The organism is Thiemannella venezuelensis, assembly GCF_014203605.1.
Classification (GTDB): Bacteria; Actinomycetota; Actinomycetes; order Streptosporangiales; family Streptosporangiaceae; genus Planomonospora_A; species Planomonospora_A venezuelensis.
Map to the genome: position 1 here is coordinate 13726 of NZ_JACHJJ010000003.1, position 17489 is coordinate 31214.

Consider the following 17489-nt stretch of genomic DNA (forward strand, 5'->3'; position numbering starts at 1 on the left):
CGTGCGCTCCTTTCTCAGACGGTGGTCAGCGCGCGGCGGCGGAACAGGGCCAGGGCGGCGCCCAGCAGCAGGGCGGCCATCCCGGCCAGTACGGCGAGCTGGGGCAGCACCGCCGTCAGGCCCGTGCCCGGCCGGGCCAGTGTGAGCAGCGCGTCCATCCCCCAGGCGTGCGGGAACAGGTGGCCGATGGCGTTGATCACCTCGCCGGACGCCTCGCGCGGCCACAGGCAGCCGCCGAGCATGCCCAGGACCACGCCGAGCGGCGGGCCGATGGCGGGGGCCTGGTCGGGCGCGTTCAGCAGGGTGCCGACCAGGAGCGCCGCACCGGTGGCGACCAGCGCGAACAGCGCCACGACCGCCGCCACGCCGAGCGGGTCTCCCCACGTCACGCCGAACACCAGCGCGCTCACCACGACGATCAGCACGGCCTGGGCGAGCGCCACGAGGAAGCGGCTCAGCGCCTCGCCGAGCAGTACCGAGGCCCGCCGGACGGGGGCGGTGAGCGCCCTCTGGAGCATGCCGAGCCGGCGGCTCTCGACCAGGGCGGCGGCCACGGCCATGGAGTTGATGAAGGTGAACAGCAGCAGGTTGGCCGGGGCGGTGTAGGCGAAGCCGCGCGGGTCGGCGGCGCCCGCGGACCCGCCGGTGACGGCCACGCGGCCGGACTCCTCCTGGGCCTGCCGGACGTACACGGCGGCCTGGGCGGGCGCGGCGCCCGCGGTGACGGCGGCCCTGGTGGCCTCCTGCACGGCGGCCACGCGGCCGACGGCCACGTCGATGGCGCTGCGGGCGGCCAGGCCGCTGCCGTTGGTCCGGGTGACGACGAGCTGGAGGCGGGCGGGGTCGCCCGGGATGACCAGCCCGGCGGCCAGTTCGCCGGACCGTACGCCGGAGCGCAGGTCGCCGGCCGACCCCACGCGGGTGATCTCCAGGTCGGGGCGGCGGCCCAGCTCGTCCAGGAGGGCGGCGGTGACGGGGTCGGAGCCGTGCGCGACCACGCCGACGGGCAGGCGCCCGGTGCCGTTGCCGATGGCCATGCCGACGAACACGATGGACACGAACGGCATGATCACCATGAAGAACAGGCCGACCCGGTCGCGGGCGTGCCGCCGCAGGTTGGCGGCCACCAGGGCCAGGACAGGGCGTGGGCTCACAGCAGCGTTCCCTTCTTCATCCCGAGCACGGCCAGGCCGCCGGCGACCGTCGTGATCGCGCACAGCACGGCGACGGGACCGGCGACGGCGGCCAGGCCCGCGCCGGAGCCGGCCAGCTCGGTCAGCGCCGTGGAGGTCCAGCCGTTGGGGGTGAGCAGCGCGGCCGCCTGCAGCACGCCGGGCAGGCTGTGCATCGGCACGAGGCTGCCGCCCAGGAAGGCCATGACGAACGACACCACCATGATCACTCCGTCGGCCTGGGCGTCGGTCTTCACCCGGCTCGTCACCAGCATCGTGATCGCCGCGGCGGCCAGCACGTGCGCCAGCAGCACCACGAACACGGCCGGCGGGTCCCCCCACGTCGCCCCGGACACCAGCACGGACGCCGCCCAGGTGACGCACACGCTGACCAGCGCCAGCGCGAACCCCACCGCGGCCTTGCCCGCGAACGGCACCCACACCGCCAGCGGCCCGGCGCGCATCCGGTCGAGCGTGCCGAGTTTGCGCTCGGTGAGCAGGCCGCGGAAGGACGCCCCGACCACGAAGAACGCGAACAGCGCCGCCATGCCGGAGCCGTAGTGGACCGACAGATCCACCTTGCCGCCGGACAGCGGGTCGTCCTCCAGCGCCGGCGACGGTCCCGCCGCGCCGTTGCGCTCCACCATTTCCTTGACCTCGTCGCCGGGCACTCCGGCCTTCAGCACGGCCCGCACCGCCAGGGTCCTGGCGTCCACCAGCGCCGAGATCCGGTCCACGATCGCCCGCGCCACCACTCCGGCCAGGGGAGACTCCGGCGAGGTCAGGACGGCCACGTCGCCGCCGCGTCCCTCCCCCACGCTGCGGCTGAACCCGGCGGGGAAGACGATCGCCGCGCCGACCTCGTCGGCGTCCAGAGCCCGCCGCGCCTCCTCCCGGCCCGGCAGGTCGCGCAGCGTCACGCTGCCCTTCAGCTCCTGCGAGCCCACCACCTCCCGGCGCACGCTCGCGGGGAACTCACCGCCGTCCAGGTCCACGAACCCCACCGTGGCCCGCAGCGGCGGATCGTCGCCGCCGAGCGCCACGCTGAACAGCGTGGCCAGCGTGACCGGGACGATCAGCGCGATCACCAGGGCGGTGCCGTCACGCAGCCTGGTCCGCAGCTCCAGCGCGCCCACCGCGGCAAGTGCTCTCCACATGGTCAGTCCCGCAGGGTGGAGCCGGTCAGGTGCAGGAACGTGGCCTCCAGGTCGGGTTCGATGACCTGGGTGGCCGTCACGGTGGCGCAGCCGTCCACCGCGGTGATGAGCGCGGGCAGCAGGTGGCGTCCGCCCTCGGTGAGCAGCCGGATCGACGTGGCGCCGGTCATCGCCGCCTCGATCACGCCCTCGACCGCGCGCAGCTTGGCCAGCGCCGTCTCCACGTCGCCGTCCAGTGACAGCTCCACCTTGTCGGCGCTGCCGACCAGCGCGATCAGCTCGCGGCGGGTGCCCTCGGCGATGATCCGGCCGTGGTCGATGATCGCCACCCGGTCGCAGACGCGCTCCACCTCCTCCATGTAGTGGGAGGTGTACAGCAGCGACATGCCCTCTCCGACCAGGTGTTCGACACCGTCCAGGATCGCCTTGCGGCTCTGCGGGTCCACGCCCACGGTGGGCTCGTCCAGGATGAGCACGTCGGGCCGGTGCAGGAGCGCGGTGCCGATGTTGATGCGCCGCTTCATGCCTCCCGAGTACGTCTTGACCCTGCTGTCGGCGCGGCCCATCAGCCCCACCAGGTCGAGCACCTCCTCGATGCGCCCGGCCAGCTCGCGGCGGGGCAGGCCGAACAGGCGGCCGAAGAAGCGCAGGTTCTCGCGGCCGGTCAGCTCCGGGTAGAGGGCGATCTCCTGCGGGACGTACCCGATCCTGGCCTTGGCGCGCATCGGGTCGGCGGCCAGGTCCACGCCGCACACGCGCACGTGGCCGCTGTCGGGGCGGAGCAGGCCCACGAGCATGGAGATCGTGGTGGTCTTGCCCGCGCCGTTGGGGCCGAGCAGCCCGTACGCCTCGCCGGGCGCGACGTCGAAGCCGACGTCCTGGACAGCGTGGACGTCGCCGTAGCGCTTGCCCAGGCCGCGGCAGGAGAGGGCGGGCGGGGAGGGCGCGGGCGCCGGCCCGGGTGGCGTGGAAGGCGCGGGCGGGGTGAAAGGCACGGTCATCGGGTCAGGCGCGGTCATCGGGTCCACCCCCGTGCGTCGGCCGGGTCTCCCTTGTCGGCGGTGTTGGCGGCGAACACCTGGCGGTCCGGGTCCACGCCGAGCTGGTAGTCCAGCGGGGTGTTGCCGTGCACGCGGTTCCACAGCACGTGTGTGTCCAGCACGTCGTCTCCGCCCCAGTCCTTGGAGGAGCCCATGACGAAGGCCGCGCCCATGACCGACTCGCCGCCCGGGTGGTTGCCGTGGATGTGGTTGTCCACGACGCTGACCCGCCGGACGCCGATCAGCCCGAGGCCGACGCCGGACATCGGCGGGCCGGCCGCGCCCAGGCCGTCCGGCTCGGCGCCGGCGGCCAGGCCGTTGCCGTACAGGTCGTTGCCCGCCACCAGGCAGTCGGTGACGCCGCCCGGCGGCTCGCCCTCGTAGACCTGGTTGAGCAGGAGCATGCCGACCGCGTTGCCGTGGCAGGTGTTGCGCAGCGCCCTGACACCCGAGGAGTTGTCGACGAACACGCCGAACGCGTTGGTGTGGCACTCGTTGCCCGCCACCAGGTGGTCGGACAGGGGGCAGAAGCTGAGCGCGGCGCCCGCGTACTGGCTGCCGGAGGCACGGCAGTCCACGATCCGGCACCCGGTGGACTCGCGCAGGTAGACGCCCCAGACGGCGTTGTCCACGGCCTCGACCCGGCGTACGGTGACGCCGGCGACGGAGTGCGCGTACACGCCCGCCCCGGAGAACCCGCGCACCGTCAGCTCCTCGATCCGCACCCCCGCCAGGTCGCCGCCGTAGACGGTGACCCCGCTGACCACGTCCTCGGCGGCGTCGTGCAGCCGCGGCACCCCGGACGGTACGGCCTCGCCGGGCTCCAGCGTCGTCCTGCCCGGGCCCGCGCCGCTGAGGGTCACGCCCGAGTGCCTGATCCACACGCTCTCGGCGAAGACCCCCTCCGCCAGGGTGACGTGCGCCCCGGGACCCGCCTCGTCCAGCGCACGCTGGACCGACTCTCCCCGCTGGACGGTTCTCCTCATGACGGCACCCCTTCCTCCTCGACGTAGACGATCGCCAGCGCCACGAACAACCCCTGGCTCTCCCCCCACCGGGCGGCCCCCAGGGGCGTGCCGGCCCCGAGGCGGGTGAGGGCGGCCCGGGCACTGGCGCCGCGGACGGCGTAGGCGGCCCCGTCGGCCAGGAGCACTCCCGTGGAGGCCGCCAGTTCGGCCGCCGCCTCCTCCAGCAGGGCCGCGGCCCAGGCGGGCGCCGGATCGGCCAGCGCCTCGAAGTCGTGCCAGGTGAAGCCCTCCGGGCGGACGCCGACGGCCTTGATCAGGCTCTCCTTGACGGAGAACGCCGCCACGCCGGGCCCCAGCGCCCGCTCGGCCGGGGTGGTGATGTGACGGGTGAACACCTCTCCGCCGCGGGCCGCCGCCCGCGCCAGCCGATCGCGCTCCACGATGTCCACCCCCATCAGCACGGCCGGATCCCCCGGACCGGCGGCGGGGGCGGCGGGGAGGACCGCGTGCGCGGGGGTGCTCATGTGAGGGCTCCGGCGCAGCGGGTGACGAAGCGCTCCAGGGCCGCGGTGTATCCCTCGGCGCACTCGACCATGGGGATGTGGCCGCTGTCCTCGACGACCAGGACCTCCGCGTCCGGGTGGCCGGCCAGCACCTCCAGCCAGGGCGCGACCGGGGTCATCCGGTCGTGGCGGCCCCAGACGTACAGGGAGGGGCAGCGGACGCGCTCCAGCGCGGGCCTGACCTGGTACCTGCGGGTGGCCTTGATGCTGCGCGCCATGCTCACCATCGCCTCCGGCCGCTCCAGCAGGGCGCCCGCCTCGGCCATGCGCTCGGGAGCGAAGTGGCTGCGCCCGCTGTGGAACAGCGCGGCCACCATGCGCTCGCCGAAGTCGTCCCCGAAGGGCCGCACGCTGCCGCGCCGGTCGAAGCCCAGCCCCACGTCGGGGTCGGGGGTGAGGCCGGGGGCGCCGCTCACGACGATCCCCCGCACCCGGTCGGGACGGCGTCCCGCCAGATCGATGGCCACCAGTCCGCCCAGCGAGTTGGCGCACACCACGGCGTCCTCGACACCGGCGTCGTCGCAGACCCGCAGCAGCGCGTCTCCGAGCCGTTCGATCGACCCGGCGACCTGGCGGTCGAGGGCGCAGATGGCCTCGTTCGTACGCAGCACCGGCCACCCCTCCGCCGACAACCGAGGGAACGGGTGGTCCCAGATCCAGCCGCCGGCGAACAGCGCGGACATGAACACCACGGCCGGCCTGCCGTCACCGGGCCGGTACTCGGCGGTGAATTCCAACATCGGGGTCTCCAGATCGCTGGGCGGGTCTCACAGGGTCGGGGCGTCGCCGGGTGTCCAGCCGCACGGGCAGGCCGCGTCCGCGCCGGTCGCGACGACCGCGGCGCAGTCCGGGCAGCGGGCGTAGTCGCGGGCGCGGACCGGCCGCCACACGCTGGTGTGGACGCGGGTGCACAGGCCGCTCTTGAAGAAGCGGCGCACGGCGCGCTGGTGGGGGCGGGCGTGGACGGCGCGTACGGACTCGGGCCGGTCGAAGGCGCTCAGCGTGTACTTGCGGTCGCCGATGTCGAACGTGGTCACGCCGAGGAAACCGCGGGCCGCGCGCAGGGACTTGACGATCTCCACGCTGAGCAGGTCCACGTCGGCGGCCTCGGCGTCGTCGCGTACCTCCAGCCAGGTCAGGACGAGCGCGCCGGGGCGCCCGGTGCGACCGGTGGCGGCGCGGGCGCTCACGCCGAACTCGCGCGTCCCGTCGGACTCGGGCACGAACCGCGCGCCGTAGCCGAGCGCCCCGGCCAGCGCCAGCCGGTCGAAGCCGCGCCGTACGTGCGCGCCGTCCGCGTCCACGGTCACCAGGTCGGTGCCGCGGACGGTGACGGCGCCGCCCGTGGCGGGGATGCCCAGATAGGTGTCCCGGTGGTCGGCCGTGAGCGTCCAGGAGGCGACGGCCGCGCCGGCGTCCCCGACCACGCGCTCGACCTCGAAGCGCAGGTTGCGGAAGCGTCCCAGCACGGCGGCGGCGTACGCGGCCAGCGCCGTGGCGGCCACCGGCCCGCCGGAGTCGGGGTCGGAGAAGGAGGCGACCGCGGCGGCGACGGCCTCGGGCGCACCGTCGCTCCAGGCCCGCAGGTGCTCCTCCGCGATCTTCCTGGCGTCCGTCACCGGTCCTCCTCGATCTCGGGAGAGCGGGCAGTGTCCGGGAGGCGGACGGCGGAGCCGGCCGCGTCCTCCGGGAGTCGGCCGGCGCGGAGGGCGACGGCGAGGGCGCGCTGGGCGGTGTGGCTGAGCGAGACGCGGATGCGGCCCCCGGGGCCGTCGAGCCCGGCCAGCCGGCCGGTGAGGCGGACGGCCGGGGGGTGCCCGTCGAGGCAGGCGGCATCGCCCCGGCAGGCCGGGGTGGGCTCGGGCAGCACCTCCACCTGGCCCAGGCGCTCGGCCGTGGGCGGCACGCCGAGCAGGCGCAGCACCGCGCGCTTGGCGGCCAGCCGCCCCGCCCAGTGCTGGAGGGTGCGCCCGCCGGCGGACCTGACCCGCTCGGCGGGCGTGAAGACCTCCTCCAGCGGCATCGCTCCGACCAGCGCCTGCGCCCGCGCGAGCCCCGCGTACCCGACGACGGCGCTCCCCCAGCGGTTCGGCCCGCCTCCGCCCGCGCCGCTTCCCCGGCCGCCGGACGCGCCGCCGCCCGCGCCCGCGCTCATGCCGCCACCGTCTTGGCGAGGCGGCGGAGGGTGCCCGGGTCGGCCATGCTGAGGCAGCGGGCCTCGGCGCGGCGGGACAGGCCGGCGAGCACCTTGCTGTCGCCGACCTCCACGCCGGGCGCGACGGCGTCGATCGCGGTGACCGTACGCGTCCACAGCACCCTGCCGGTGAGCTGGGCGATCAGGGCCTCCCGCAACGTGCCGAGGTCGGTGGTCGGCTCACCGGTGACGTTCGGCACGACGGGCACGCGCGGCTCCCGCATCGGCGCCTCCCGTACGGCCTCGGCCCACCCCGGCACGGCGGCCGCCATCAGCGGCGAGTGGAAGGCGTTCCCCACCCGCAACGCCACGATCTTGGTTGCGGCGGTGGCGAGCGCGGCCAGCCGGTCGAGGGCGGGCAGCGCCCCCGAGACCACCACGTGTCCCGGCGCGTTCTCCAGCCCCACCACGACCGGCTCCCCGGGCGCGCAGGCGGCCTCGGCCAGGTCCTCCACCTGCTCGACCGGCAGCCCCATCACGGCCCGCATGCCGCCGGTCTCCCCCACCCCGGCCATGAGCCGCGCGCGGATCCCGACCAGCCGCACCGTGTCGTCGAAGGTCAGCACCCCGGCCGCGTGCAGGGCGCTCAGCTCGCCGACGCTGTGCCCGGCCACGACGGCGGGCTCGTACCCCTCCTCCTCCAGGACGGTCAGCGCGGCCAGGTTGCAGGCCGTCACCGCCACCTGGGCGTGCTCGGTGGCGACCAGCCGCTCCATGGGCCCGCGGGCGCACAGCGGCGAGATCGGCCGCGTCAGCAGCGCGTCGAACCGGTCCAGCCGCTCCCGCGCGGCGGGACGGCGGCGCAGCCACGCGCCCATGCCGATGCGGACGGTCCCCTGACCGGGAAAGAGATAGCCGAGCATGTGGTGAACACCTTTCAGAGGCGACGGCGCGGACGCCGTTCCTCGTGCGCGGGCCGCTCGGTGCCGAGGAAGCCGAGCAGCAGCTTGTTGACCTCGTCGGGGGCGTCGAGGGGCAGCCAGTGGCCGGCGTCTTCGACGCGCTCGTACCGCCAGGGGCCCTTGACGAACTTGCCGGAGGCGGCCATGCCCTCCTCCAGCAGCGCCTTGTCCCCCGCGCCCCAGATGCCGAGCGTCGGCGCGAGCACGGGCGGGAAGGGGCGGGCGGGGCGCAGCTCGGCGGCGGGCGAGCGGTTGGCGCGGTACCAGTTGAGCCCGGCCGTCAGCGCGCCGGGCCTGGCCAGGTCGCGCAGGTAGCGGTCGTAGTCGCCGTCCCGGCCCATGATCTCCTTGAACAGCCGCCACCCGTTGCGCCGCAGCAGTTCCTCGCTCACGCCGGGGAACTGGTAGAAGAGCATGTACCAGGAGGCCGCGCGCTGCTCCAGCGACGGGTTGGCGAACACGCCGGGGTGCCCGACCGACAGCACCGCCAGGTGGTCGATGCGCCGCGGCATGAGGAAGGCGTACATCCAGGCGATGGCCGCGCCCCAGTCGTGGCCCACCAGGTGGGGCCGTTTGACGCCGAGCTTCATGGTCAGGGCGACGACGTCGTTGACGATGGTCTGCATGCCGTACGCCTCGGCCTCCTGCGGCTTGCCGGAGTCGCCGAATCCGCGCAGGTCCGGCGCGATCACCCGGAATCCGCCCTCGACCAGGGCGGGGATCTGGTGCCGCCACAGGTAGGAGGAGTCGGGGAAGCCGTGCAGCAGGATGACGGCGTCGCCCTCGCCCTCGTCCACGTAGGCCAGCTCCACGTCGTTGACGCGGACGAACTTCTTCTCGGTCATGCCGTCTCCCTGAACAGCCGCTCGGCGAAGAACTCGCTGAAACCGAACTCCGGTACGTCTTCGGGGGCGACCATGTTGAGCAGCCCGGTCACCTGTGCGGCGAAGTTCTTCGCCATGAGCCTGCGCACCCGCCGCCGCCGCTCGACGGCGGCCGGGCCGAACTCGACGTGCAGCCTGCTGATGATGGAGGCGCCGAAGTCCAGCCGCTCCAGGCGGAGGTTCCGCTCCTCCACGTACGGGGTGAACGCCCCGGGCGACCAGTCGCCGGAGGCCAGCAGGATGTCGCAGACGGTGCGCGAGTCGCGCATCGCGCAGGACAGGCCGGTGCCGAGCACGGTGTCGGCGTTGCCCGCCTCGTCACCGATCAGCACCACGCCCTCGACCACGGGCGGCCCCTCGGGGACGCTGGACACCGACGGCCACACCGACAGCGGCCCGGCCGGCACGGCCTCGGTGACCGCCTTGCCCCGGTCGGGCAGGCAGTCGAGCTCGAACGCGGCCAGGAACCGCTCCACGCCGCCCGGCCCCCGGTAGCGGTGCTTGTTGACGGTGGGGAAGTTCAGGTAGAGGCGGGCGCGGCCGTACCCCTGGGGGAAGACCATGAACATCACGTCGCCCTCGGTGCCCATGGCCTGCACGTCCGCCGGCCAGGAGTCCAGGCCCTCGACCATCATGCCGCCGCCCCAGTGGTGCATGGAGTTGCGCATGGTGACGCCGATCTGGCGTCCGACGGTGTTGCCGCGCCCGGTCGCGCCGAGCACGATGCGGGGCCGCAGTTCGTGCGCGCCCTCGGGCGTGCGGTACGTCACCACCGGCCGCGGCCCGGCGGTGACCCCGATCTTGGCGGCGTCCATGACCAGGCGGGCGCCGGAGGCCACGGCCTGCTCGGCCATCAGCTCGCACACGCTGTGGTGGGGGAAGGACAGCGGGCCGCCGATGCCCGGGATGAACCGGGTCATGTCCACGGCCTCGACCTCGTCTTCCGTGACGGCCTCGTCCCAGGTCATCCACTCGCGGATCTCCCAGCCGCCGCCGGCGGAGAAGCAGTCGTACACGCCGAGCCGCTGGGCCTCCCTGATGCCCCACGGCGCCAGCCACTCGCCGCGCACCAGGTCGCGGTAGGCGTCCTGCTTCTCCAGCAGCACCACCGACAGTCCGCCCGCGGCCAGCCTGCAGGCCGCCGACGCGCCGGAGATGCCGCCGCCGACGATCACGACGTCGGGCTGTTCGGGTCGTCGGGTCACGTCCCCCACCTCTCCCAGTACGTGCGTTCCTTGGCGCTGTGACGGTCGGCGGGGCGGAAGTCGGTGCCGACCGTGTAGGCGACCGGGATCATGCACACCTGCGTGACCCCGGAGGGGATGCCGAGCAGCCGCCCCACCGCGCGTTCGTGCGGGACGTGCAGGCAGGTGATCGTGCTGCCCAGGCCCCGGCTGCGCAGGGCGAGCTGGAAGGACCAGATCGCCGGGAAGATCGAGCCGTAGAAGATGCTGGCCCGCGTCTCGCCGTGCTGGACCTGGTGGCCGGGGTCCTCGGCGGCCTTGTCCGACATGCGCTCGCGCCAGGCGGCGTTGACGGCCGCGACGTCCGGCGGGCGGCCGAGCACGCACGGGATGACCAGCGCGGGGACCCTGGCGATCGTCTCGGTGAGCGCCTGCGCCGAGTCGTGGTTGCGGCGGGCCTGCCGGTGGTGGCGGCGCCGGCCCGCCCTCGTCCAGATGTCGTTGAGGTGGAACTGCCACGACGAGCGGATCATCTCGGCCAGCCGCTCCTTGGCGGCGGGTTCGGTGACGACCAGCCAGCGCCAGTTCTGGTGGTTGTTGGCGGTGGGCGCCTGGACGGCGATCTCCAGGCACTCCTCGACGACCTGGCGGGGGACGGGCCGGTCCAGGTCGAGGCGGCGGCGTACGGACCGGGTGGTGGTCAGCAGCCGGTCCGTCTCGGCCACGTCGAACGGGGGCGCGCTCATACGGCCTCCAGCAGCACCGCACCGCGTACCGAGCCGTGGGCGGCGGTCAGCGCCAGCGCGCGGCGCACGGGTGCGGGCAGGTCCGGTTTGGTCACGTACGAGCCGATGGTCCCGGCGCGCGGAGCGATGAGCCCGGTCAGCGCGGGCGCGAGCCGTTCGCGCAGCGCCAGGGCGGCCAGGACGAGGTTCATGGCGCCGGTGGCCGCCTGGCAGTCGCCGGTCAGCCCGGCCGAGGCGGTCAGCAGCGCGCCCGGCGCGCAGTCGAGCACCGCGGCGGCCTCCTGCCCGTCCTCCGGCCCCCCGGCCCCGGCCCCGACCACCAGCTCCACCGGCCCGGCCACCGGCGGTTCGCGCAGGACCGCCTCGGTTCCGGCGCCGGTGGTGTGCGCGGTCCCGGCCACCCTCGCGTACGCCCTTCCTCCCCGCCCCGCGCAGTGCTCGGCGGACTCGACCACGAAGGCCACGGCCGCCGACCCGGGCACGGGAGCGGCCGACCCCTCGCCGTACGGCACCGGCGGGTCCGGCGGCGGGGCGGGGGCGGTCGTCTCGTCGGCGGCGACGACCAGGACCACCTCGGCCTTGCCCGCCCGGATCATCTCCAGCGCGCAGTCGAGGGCGATCGAGGCCGACGCTCCGCCGTTGCAGATCGTCGTCGTGGGCCCGCGCAGGCCGAGCGTCTGGCAGACCGCACCCCCGGTGGCGTTCAGCACGACGTTGGAGAAGCTCAGCACGGCGGGCTTGTTCGGGTTGAGCGCGATGCTCTCGTCGAACCCGCCGGTGCTCTCCGCCGACCCCGCCGCGGTGGCGAACACGAGCCCCACGTCGTCCAGCGCCTTCCTGGGGAGCTTCAGCCCGGCGTCCTCCCAGGCCAGGCGGGAGGCGGCGATGGCCATGCGGGACAGGTGGTTCATGTGCCGCCACAACGAGCGCGGGGCGTAGGTGCGCCCGTCCAGCGACGGCGGCCTCCCGGGCTCCTGGCGGCCCGCGGCGACGGCCTCGGCGACCTCGGTGATCCCGGCGCCGACCCCGGTCACCGGCCCGAGACCGGTGATCACGGCGGCGCGGCGCGGCAGTCCGTCGTACGGGCGCGGGCCGCGGGGCCGGGTCAGCACGAGCGAGACGTTGTTGCCGCCGAAGGCGTAGTTGTTGGAGACGACCGTGTCGATCGCCATCGGCCGCGCCTCGTTGGGCACGAAGTCCAGGTCGGTCGCGGCCGGTTCGTCCTCGAAGCCGATCGTGGGCGGGGCGACGCCGTGCTGGAGCGCCAGCACGCTCGCCACCGCCTCCACCGCGCCCGCCGCGCCCAGCGTGTGGCCGACGAACGACTTGATGCCGCTGGTGGGCACCCGCCCGGCGCGCTCGCCGAAGACCAGGCGCATGACCTTGGCCTCCATGGCGTCGTTGGCGGGGGTGCCGGTGCCGTGGCCGCTGACGTAGTGCACGTCGGCGGGGGTGAGACCGGCGTCGGCCAGGGCGCGCCGCACCGCGCTGGCCCCGCCCCGGCCGGTGGGGTCGGGGGCGGTGGCGTGGTAGGCGTCGGCGGACAGGCCGTAGCCGGCCACCTCGGCCAGCGGGGTCGCGCCCCTGGCCAGGGCCAGGTCCAGCGGTTCCAGCAGCAGGAACGCCGCGCCCTCGCCCAGGTTGAGCCCGTCGGAGCTGCTGTACGGGCGGCAGGGGCCGGTGCTCAGCGCCTGCAGCCCGGCGAAGCCCGCGTAGGTGCCGAACAGCAGCGGGTCGACGCCGCCCGCCAGCACCGCGTCCGCCTCGCCGGTGAGGATCTTGTCCCTGGCCAGGCCGACCGCGTTGCCTCCGGCCGCGCAGGCGGTGGAGACCAGGATGCGCGGCCCGCGCAGCCCCAGCCGGTCGGCCACCGCGTCGGCCGTGCGGTGCATGGGCTGGTAGCGGCCCTCCGCGTCGGGCGTCGCCTGGCACTTGCCGAGGATGATCCCGAACCGCCCGGGGCCGGGGCCGCCCGCGCGGCCCGGTCCGGGACCGCGGGCGGCGAGGCCGGCCTGTTCGACGGCCTGGCGGGCGGCGACCAGCGCGAGCCTGGCCGTACGGTCGACGCCGCGGTCCTCCGCAGGGAGCCGGTCGTCGATCCACGCGTCCGGCACCTGGCCCGCGTACCGGGCCGTGAACACGGCGAACGCCTCGTCCTCGATGGGGGTGAGTCCGCCCTGGCCGGCGGTGAGCCGCCGCCAGAACTCGGCGGGGTCGCGACCGGCCGCGCAGATGATGCCCAGGCCGGTGACCACGACGGGCCGCAGCGCCATGCTTGCTCTCCTTAACTCGGCACCGGCCCGATCAGATGATCGGGATGCTCCAGCTCTTGGGCACGACGTAGGGGCTGGTCAGCGTGGTCACGGGCAGGCCGCCGACGCTGAGCTCCAGTCCCGCCGCGGCCAGCTCCCCCGTCACGCGGGCCAGGCCGAGGGTGGCGTCGAGGCCGACGCTGCGCACGGCGTACACCACCTCGCCGATGTCCTGTCCGGCCGCCTGCACGCGGGTGCCCAGGGCGGGGACGTCGGGGCAGCCGGTGAAGCCGACCGTGCGCCGCCCGCCGCCGGCCTCGAACGCCTCGACGACCGCGTCCTTGCCGACGAAGGCGTCCTTGGTGATGTCCACCAGCCAGTTGGCGCCGATCTCGATGACCGACGCGCCGGGGGTGACCTCGTGGCGCGGGATGGGCTGGCGCACCTCCAGCATGGCCAGCTCCAGCGCCTCCAGCCCCGCCGCCTGCGCGTGCTCCAGCGACCTGCGCCACATGGCGGCGGCGGACTCGACGGGGACGATCATCTGGTAGCCGTACTCGCCGGTCAGGCCGGTGCGGGCGAAGACGATCTCCACGTCGTCCCAGGTGGTGTCCACCACCGACTCGAACGGCAGCGAGGCCAGCTCCGCGTCGATCAGCCGCCCCACCACGCCCCACGCGTAGGGGCCCTCCAGCCCGATGACGGTCAGGTCGCCGGAGCGGTCGGTGATCTGGACGTCGTCGTCCGCCACGCGGGCCAGCAGGTGCTCAAGGAGCCGGGCGCCCGCGCCGCAGGAGCTCTCCAGCAGCAGCCCGTCCTCCCGGCCGAAGGCGAGGACCTGGTCCACGACCTGCCCGGACTCGTCCAGGACGAGGCTCATCATGCATCGGTCCGAGGTGAGGTACTCCACGTCTCGGGCCAGCACGCGCTGCGCGAAGTCCACGCCGCCGGATCCAGTGATCTGGATGAGGCCGTGCCCTCCGAGGTCCAGGACCGCGGCGCGGTCTCTGAGCACGCGGTACTCCTCCGCGAGTGAGGAGAAACGCAGCGGCACGGTGGCGTCGCCCACCTCGCCGTACGCCGTGTCCTCCGGATGCTCGGTCGCGAGGACGCTTGCCATGATCACACCTTTCGCACGGTACGTTGTGACGCCGGATCGGCGATCGTGAGGTTTCCTTCGGCGGCGACCTGGCCGTCCACCCGCGCCGACACGCGGAACTCGGCGAACCCGCGGCCGCCCGCGGTCCGCTCGGCGGTCAGGGTGACCTGGTCGCCGGGGACGATCGGACGGCGGAACCGCATCGACCTGACTCCCGCCAGGTAGCTGATCTCACTGGCCCCGGCCAGGGCGAAGACCACCCCGCTGAGCTGCGCCATGGCCTCGACGATCACGACGCCGGGCAGCACCGCCTCGGAGGGGAAGTGCCCCTGGAACCACAGCTCGGTCCCGGCCACGTTCTTGGTGGCCGTGCCCTTGACGCCGGGCACCACGGAGCCGACCCGGTCGAGCAGCAGCATCGGCCACCGGTGCGGCAGCACCTGCCGCACCTGGTCGTGGGAGAGCTGCACGGCGGCCGGCGCCCTTCCCGGCGGGGCCGCCTCCGCGACCGGCGGGGCCGCCTCTGTGGCCGTCATGCGGAGACCGCCCGCAGCGCCGGGTCGACCTCTTCGGCCAGGCGCGACACCGAGCCGAACACCGCCATGTCGCTGTCGTAGAGCGCCACGCCGAACTCGGCCTCGATGGCCACGTACAGTTCGAGCACGTCGAGGCTGTCCAGTTCGAGCCCGCGGCCGAACAGCGGCTGGTCGTCGGTGATCCAGTCGGGATCGATCTCCAGGTCGAGCCGGGAGACGATCATCTTCTTGATCTGGGAGCACGTCTGCTGCCGAGCCGCGGCCCTGGCGCGAAGTTCGTCCATGGTCATAGTTGTTCCTTGTCTTCCTCAGCCGAGGCCGCCGCCGTGCGCGACCACCACGGAACCGGACATGTACGACGCCTTGGCCGAGGCCAGGAAGCTCACGATGGAGGCGATCTCCTCGGGGCGGCCCATGCGGCCCAGGCGGATGCGGGACTCGTACTGCTTCTTGAGGTCTGCGGGGACCTTGCGCGTCATGTCGGTGGCCACGAACCCGGGGCACACGACGTTGGCCCGCACGCCGTGGGGGGCCGCCTCGTTCGACAGCGCGTGGGTGAAGGCGATGATCGCGCCCTTGGACGCCACGTAGTTGGTCTGGCCGGGGAAGCCCCCGTCGAGCCCGCTGGAGGACGACAGCGTCACGATCGAGCCGCTGCGCTGGTGCTGCATCAGCCGGAGCGCCTCCCGGCAGACCAGGAAGGTGCCGACCAGGTTGGTCTCGACCGGCGCGCGGAACTGCTCCAGCCCCATCGCCACCAGGTAGCGGTCGGAGGTGATGCCGGCGCTGGTCACCAGCACGTCGAGGCGCCCGTGGTCGGCGCGTACGGCGCGGAACATGGCGCGTACGGCCTCCTCGTCGGTGACGTCCGCCTGGACGGCCGTCGCGCGGCCGCCCTCCTCCTCGATCCGCGCGACGACCTCCTTGGCGTCGTGCTCGGAGCGGGCGTAGTTGACGATGACGGTGGCGCCCTCGCGGGCCAGGTCGAGCGCGACGGCCCGGCCGATTCCGCGCGACCCGCCGGTCACCAGCGCCACGGCGCCCTGCGCAAACAGCATCACGGTCTCCAGGAATTCGAGAATCGCCGGATCGACTTATCTGGATCTTCCATGAACAAAGCTACTGAGGCGGTGTATCACGCCTGTATCACGCGGTTATCCCCGCATTGACCGAACAATGGGTCTGCATAACGCTTGCTGTCATGAAAGAGCTCGATGCGGATGTTCTGGTGGTCGGCGGCGGCCCGGTGGGGCTCTGCGCCGCCATTGAACTCTCCCGCCACGGAATATCGGCCCTGCTCGTGGAACGCCACTCCGGCACGTCGGTTTTCCCCAAGGCGCGACTCATCACCACCAGGACCATGGAGCTCTTCCGCGCGTGGGGCGTCCAGGACGAGGTGGAGAGCGCGGGGATGCCGCGCGAGGGGTATCTCGCGGTGGGCGTGGGCAGCTCGCTCACGGCCGGCGACTTCGTCCGCGCCTCGGCCGAGCTGGACCGCGACGCGCCGCAGAGCCCGACGTACACCCACCTGTGCGCGCAGGACGTGCTGGAGGTGATCCTGCGCCGGCTCGCCGGGTCGCTGGCCGACGTGCGCTTCGGCGCCGCCATGACCCGCATGGCGGTGACGGGGTCCGGCGTCGAGGCGCTGGTCGAGGGCGTGGAGCCGGTGCTGGTGCGCTGCCGCTACCTGGTGGCCGCCGACGGCAGCCGCAGCGGGATCCGCCGGTCGCTGGGCATAGCCACCGAGGGCCCGCCCCCGCTCGGCCACATGATCAGCATCATGTTCGAGGCCGACCTGGGCTTCCTGCCCGCCGACCGCCGGGCCGCCCTGTCGTTCCTGACCGACCCGCCGTGCGCCGTGGAGGCCGTGGACCACCGGCTGCGCTGGATGGTGCAGACGGGTTACGACCCCGCGGAGGGCGGCAGCCCCGAGGACTTCACCGAGGAGGTGTGCCTGCGCGCCGTACGGGCCGCCGTGGGGGTGCCCGACCTGCCGGTCACGCTCCTGGGCGTCATGCCGTGGCTGCAGCAGGCCAACGTCGCCACCGCCTTCCGCGCGGGCCCGGTCTTCCTGGCCGGCGACGCCGCCCACGTCGCGACCCCGCAGGGCGGTTTCGGCATGAACTGCGGCATCCAGGACGCCCACAACCTGGCCTGGAAGCTGGCCGCCGTCCTGCGCGGGGAGGCGGGCGAGGGGCTGCTGGACACCTACGAGGCCGAACGCCGCCCGATCGCCGCCCGCACGGTGGACGAGAGCCTGACCAACGCCTGGATCACCTGGCAGATGATGGAGGGCCGCCTGTCCATGGCCGAGGCCATCCGGCGGCAGGCGGACCGGCGCAGCTCGGAGGGCCTGGTCCTGGGCCACCACTACGACTCGGACGCCGTCGTCCCCGACGGCACGCCGCCCCCGGCGGCGGAGGACCCCTACCGCGACTACGTCCCCACGGCCCGCCCCGGCCACCGCGCCCCTCACGTGTGGCTGGCCGGCGGGAACGGCCGGATCTCCACCCTCGACCTCCTCGGCCCGCACTTCACCCTGCTGACGCCGGCGGGCAGCGGCTGGCTCCGGGCGTCGGCCGGCCTCCCCGTGCGCGCGGTGGAGATCGCCGAGGCGGACGGGGCCGCCGCCCTCACCTCCCCCACCTGGGCGAAGGAGTACGGCCTCGGCCCGCGCGGCGCGGTCCTCATCCGCCCCGACGGCCACACGGCCTGGCGCGTCCGCGAGGACGCCCCCTCTCCCGGCACCCTGGAGGCGGTCCTCGCCACCGTCCTCGCCAAGCCCCGCTGAA

The 17489-nt window shown here is 74.2% G+C and carries 18 protein-coding genes; 1 reads left to right on the plus strand and 17 read right to left on the minus strand.

What is annotated here, in order from left to right:
• Positions 1-14: 14 nt before the first annotated feature.
• From FHS22_RS05755 to fabG, 17 genes are read right to left on the minus strand one after another with little or no spacing between them, the layout of a single operon-like run.
• Positions 15-1154, minus strand: coding sequence for an ABC transporter permease (locus FHS22_RS05755; protein ID WP_184939103.1), 1140 nt, complete (start codon positions 1152-1154; stop codon positions 15-17).
• Positions 1151-2329: an ABC transporter permease gene (locus tag FHS22_RS05760; RefSeq protein WP_184939104.1), complete on the minus strand. Its 1179-nt coding sequence runs from the start codon at positions 2327-2329 to the stop codon at positions 1151-1153. Before FHS22_RS05760 ends, FHS22_RS05755 begins: the two co-directional genes overlap by 4 nt.
• 2 nt (positions 2330-2331) lie before the next feature.
• Positions 2332-3348 (minus strand): ABC transporter ATP-binding protein, encoded by a 1017-nt coding sequence (locus FHS22_RS05765; protein WP_184939106.1) that lies wholly within the window; start codon positions 3346-3348, stop codon positions 2332-2334.
• The gene (locus FHS22_RS05770; protein ID WP_184939107.1) at positions 3345-4355 is read right to left on the minus strand and encodes a right-handed parallel beta-helix repeat-containing protein; all 1011 of its coding nucleotides are present in this window, start codon (positions 4353-4355) and stop codon (positions 3345-3347) included. Before FHS22_RS05770 ends, FHS22_RS05765 begins: the two co-directional genes overlap by 4 nt.
• Positions 4352-4861, minus strand: coding sequence for a 4'-phosphopantetheinyl transferase family protein (locus FHS22_RS05775; RefSeq protein WP_184939108.1), 510 nt, complete (start codon positions 4859-4861; stop codon positions 4352-4354). Before FHS22_RS05775 ends, FHS22_RS05770 begins: the two co-directional genes overlap by 4 nt.
• Positions 4858-5640, minus strand: a complete 783-nt coding sequence (locus FHS22_RS05780) for an alpha/beta fold hydrolase (RefSeq protein WP_184939110.1) — start codon at positions 5638-5640, stop codon at positions 4858-4860. The genes FHS22_RS05775 and FHS22_RS05780 overlap by 4 nt, the downstream gene beginning before the upstream one ends.
• A 27-nt stretch (positions 5641-5667) precedes the next feature.
• Positions 5668-6519 (minus strand): ester cyclase, encoded by an 852-nt coding sequence (locus tag FHS22_RS05785; protein WP_184939111.1) that lies wholly within the window; start codon positions 6517-6519, stop codon positions 5668-5670.
• Complete coding sequence (locus FHS22_RS05790; protein WP_221473298.1) at positions 6516-7055, minus strand: holo-ACP synthase; 540 nt, start codon at positions 7053-7055, stop codon at positions 6516-6518. The genes FHS22_RS05785 and FHS22_RS05790 overlap by 4 nt, the downstream gene beginning before the upstream one ends.
• Positions 7052-7957, minus strand: coding sequence for an ACP S-malonyltransferase (locus tag FHS22_RS05795; RefSeq protein WP_184939112.1), 906 nt, complete (start codon positions 7955-7957; stop codon positions 7052-7054). Before FHS22_RS05795 ends, FHS22_RS05790 begins: the two co-directional genes overlap by 4 nt.
• A gap of 14 nt (positions 7958-7971) precedes the next feature.
• Complete coding sequence (locus FHS22_RS05800; RefSeq protein ID WP_184939114.1) at positions 7972-8841, minus strand: alpha/beta fold hydrolase; 870 nt, start codon at positions 8839-8841, stop codon at positions 7972-7974.
• Positions 8838-10085, minus strand: a complete 1248-nt coding sequence (locus FHS22_RS05805) for an FAD-dependent oxidoreductase (protein WP_338047613.1) — start codon at positions 10083-10085, stop codon at positions 8838-8840. The genes FHS22_RS05800 and FHS22_RS05805 overlap by 4 nt, the downstream gene beginning before the upstream one ends.
• Positions 10082-10810, minus strand: coding sequence for a nitroreductase family protein (locus tag FHS22_RS05810; protein ID WP_184939117.1), 729 nt, complete (start codon positions 10808-10810; stop codon positions 10082-10084). Before FHS22_RS05810 ends, FHS22_RS05805 begins: the two co-directional genes overlap by 4 nt.
• The gene (locus tag FHS22_RS05815) at positions 10807-13083 is read right to left on the minus strand and encodes a beta-ketoacyl-[acyl-carrier-protein] synthase family protein (RefSeq protein WP_184939118.1); all 2277 of its coding nucleotides are present in this window, start codon (positions 13081-13083) and stop codon (positions 10807-10809) included. The genes FHS22_RS05810 and FHS22_RS05815 overlap by 4 nt, the downstream gene beginning before the upstream one ends.
• 31 nt (positions 13084-13114) lie before the next feature.
• Positions 13115-14182 carry an aminomethyl transferase family protein gene (locus tag FHS22_RS05820; protein ID WP_184939119.1) on the minus strand — a complete coding sequence of 356 codons (1068 nt, stop codon included), beginning with the start codon at positions 14180-14182 and terminating at the stop codon, positions 13115-13117.
• Between the two features lie 2 nt (positions 14183-14184).
• Positions 14185-14697, minus strand: a complete 513-nt coding sequence (fabZ, locus tag FHS22_RS05825; RefSeq protein WP_260407706.1) for a 3-hydroxyacyl-ACP dehydratase FabZ — start codon at positions 14695-14697, stop codon at positions 14185-14187.
• Positions 14694-14981, minus strand: a complete 288-nt coding sequence (locus FHS22_RS05830; protein WP_260407707.1) for an acyl carrier protein — start codon at positions 14979-14981, stop codon at positions 14694-14696. The genes fabZ and FHS22_RS05830 overlap by 4 nt, the downstream gene beginning before the upstream one ends.
• A gap of 24 nt (positions 14982-15005) precedes the next feature.
• Positions 15006-15755 carry a 3-oxoacyl-ACP reductase FabG gene (gene fabG / locus FHS22_RS05835; protein ID WP_184939122.1) on the minus strand — a complete coding sequence of 250 codons (750 nt, stop codon included), beginning with the start codon at positions 15753-15755 and terminating at the stop codon, positions 15006-15008.
• Positions 15756-15898: 143 nt separating this feature from the next.
• Here fabG and FHS22_RS05840 point away from each other — a divergent pair, with 143 nt between their 5' ends.
• Positions 15899-17488 (plus strand): FAD-dependent monooxygenase, encoded by a 1590-nt coding sequence (locus FHS22_RS05840; protein ID WP_184939124.1) that lies wholly within the window; start codon positions 15899-15901, stop codon positions 17486-17488.
• Position 17489: the final 1 nt, after the last annotated feature.

Excerpts from the sequence above, each read along its gene's own strand:
- FHS22_RS05770 (WP_184939107.1), bottom strand. The coding sequence starts at position 4,355 with ATGAGGAGAACCGTCCAGCGGGGAGAGTCGGTCCAGCGTGCGCTGGAC.
- FHS22_RS05810 (WP_184939117.1), bottom strand. The coding sequence starts at position 10,810 with ATGAGCGCGCCCCCGTTCGACGTGGCCGAGACGGACCGGCTGCTGACC.
- FHS22_RS05840 (WP_184939124.1), top strand. The coding sequence starts at position 15,899 with ATGAAAGAGCTCGATGCGGATGTTCTGGTGGTCGGCGGCGGCCCGGTG.
- FHS22_RS05760 (WP_184939104.1), bottom strand. The coding sequence starts at position 2,329 with ATGTGGAGAGCACTTGCCGCGGTGGGCGCGCTGGAGCTGCGGACCAGG.
- FHS22_RS05815 (WP_184939118.1), bottom strand. The coding sequence starts at position 13,083 with ATGGCGCTGCGGCCCGTCGTGGTCACCGGCCTGGGCATCATCTGCGCG.
- FHS22_RS05780 (WP_184939110.1), bottom strand. The coding sequence starts at position 5,640 with ATGTTGGAATTCACCGCCGAGTACCGGCCCGGTGACGGCAGGCCGGCC.
- FHS22_RS05820 (WP_184939119.1), bottom strand. The coding sequence starts at position 14,182 with ATGGCAAGCGTCCTCGCGACCGAGCATCCGGAGGACACGGCGTACGGC.
- FHS22_RS05765 (WP_184939106.1), bottom strand. The coding sequence starts at position 3,348 with ATGACCGCGCCTGACCCGATGACCGTGCCTTTCACCCCGCCCGCGCCT.
- fabZ (WP_260407706.1), bottom strand. The coding sequence starts at position 14,697 with ATGACGGCCACAGAGGCGGCCCCGCCGGTCGCGGAGGCGGCCCCGCCG.
- FHS22_RS05790 (WP_221473298.1), bottom strand. The coding sequence starts at position 7,055 with ATGAGCGCGGGCGCGGGCGGCGGCGCGTCCGGCGGCCGGGGAAGCGGC.
- FHS22_RS05775 (WP_184939108.1), bottom strand. The coding sequence starts at position 4,861 with ATGAGCACCCCCGCGCACGCGGTCCTCCCCGCCGCCCCCGCCGCCGGT.
- FHS22_RS05830 (WP_260407707.1), bottom strand. The coding sequence starts at position 14,981 with ATGGACGAACTTCGCGCCAGGGCCGCGGCTCGGCAGCAGACGTGCTCC.
- fabG (WP_184939122.1), bottom strand. The coding sequence starts at position 15,755 with ATGCTGTTTGCGCAGGGCGCCGTGGCGCTGGTGACCGGCGGGTCGCGC.
- FHS22_RS05795 (WP_184939112.1), bottom strand. The coding sequence starts at position 7,957 with ATGCTCGGCTATCTCTTTCCCGGTCAGGGGACCGTCCGCATCGGCATG.
- FHS22_RS05800 (WP_184939114.1), bottom strand. The coding sequence starts at position 8,841 with ATGACCGAGAAGAAGTTCGTCCGCGTCAACGACGTGGAGCTGGCCTAC.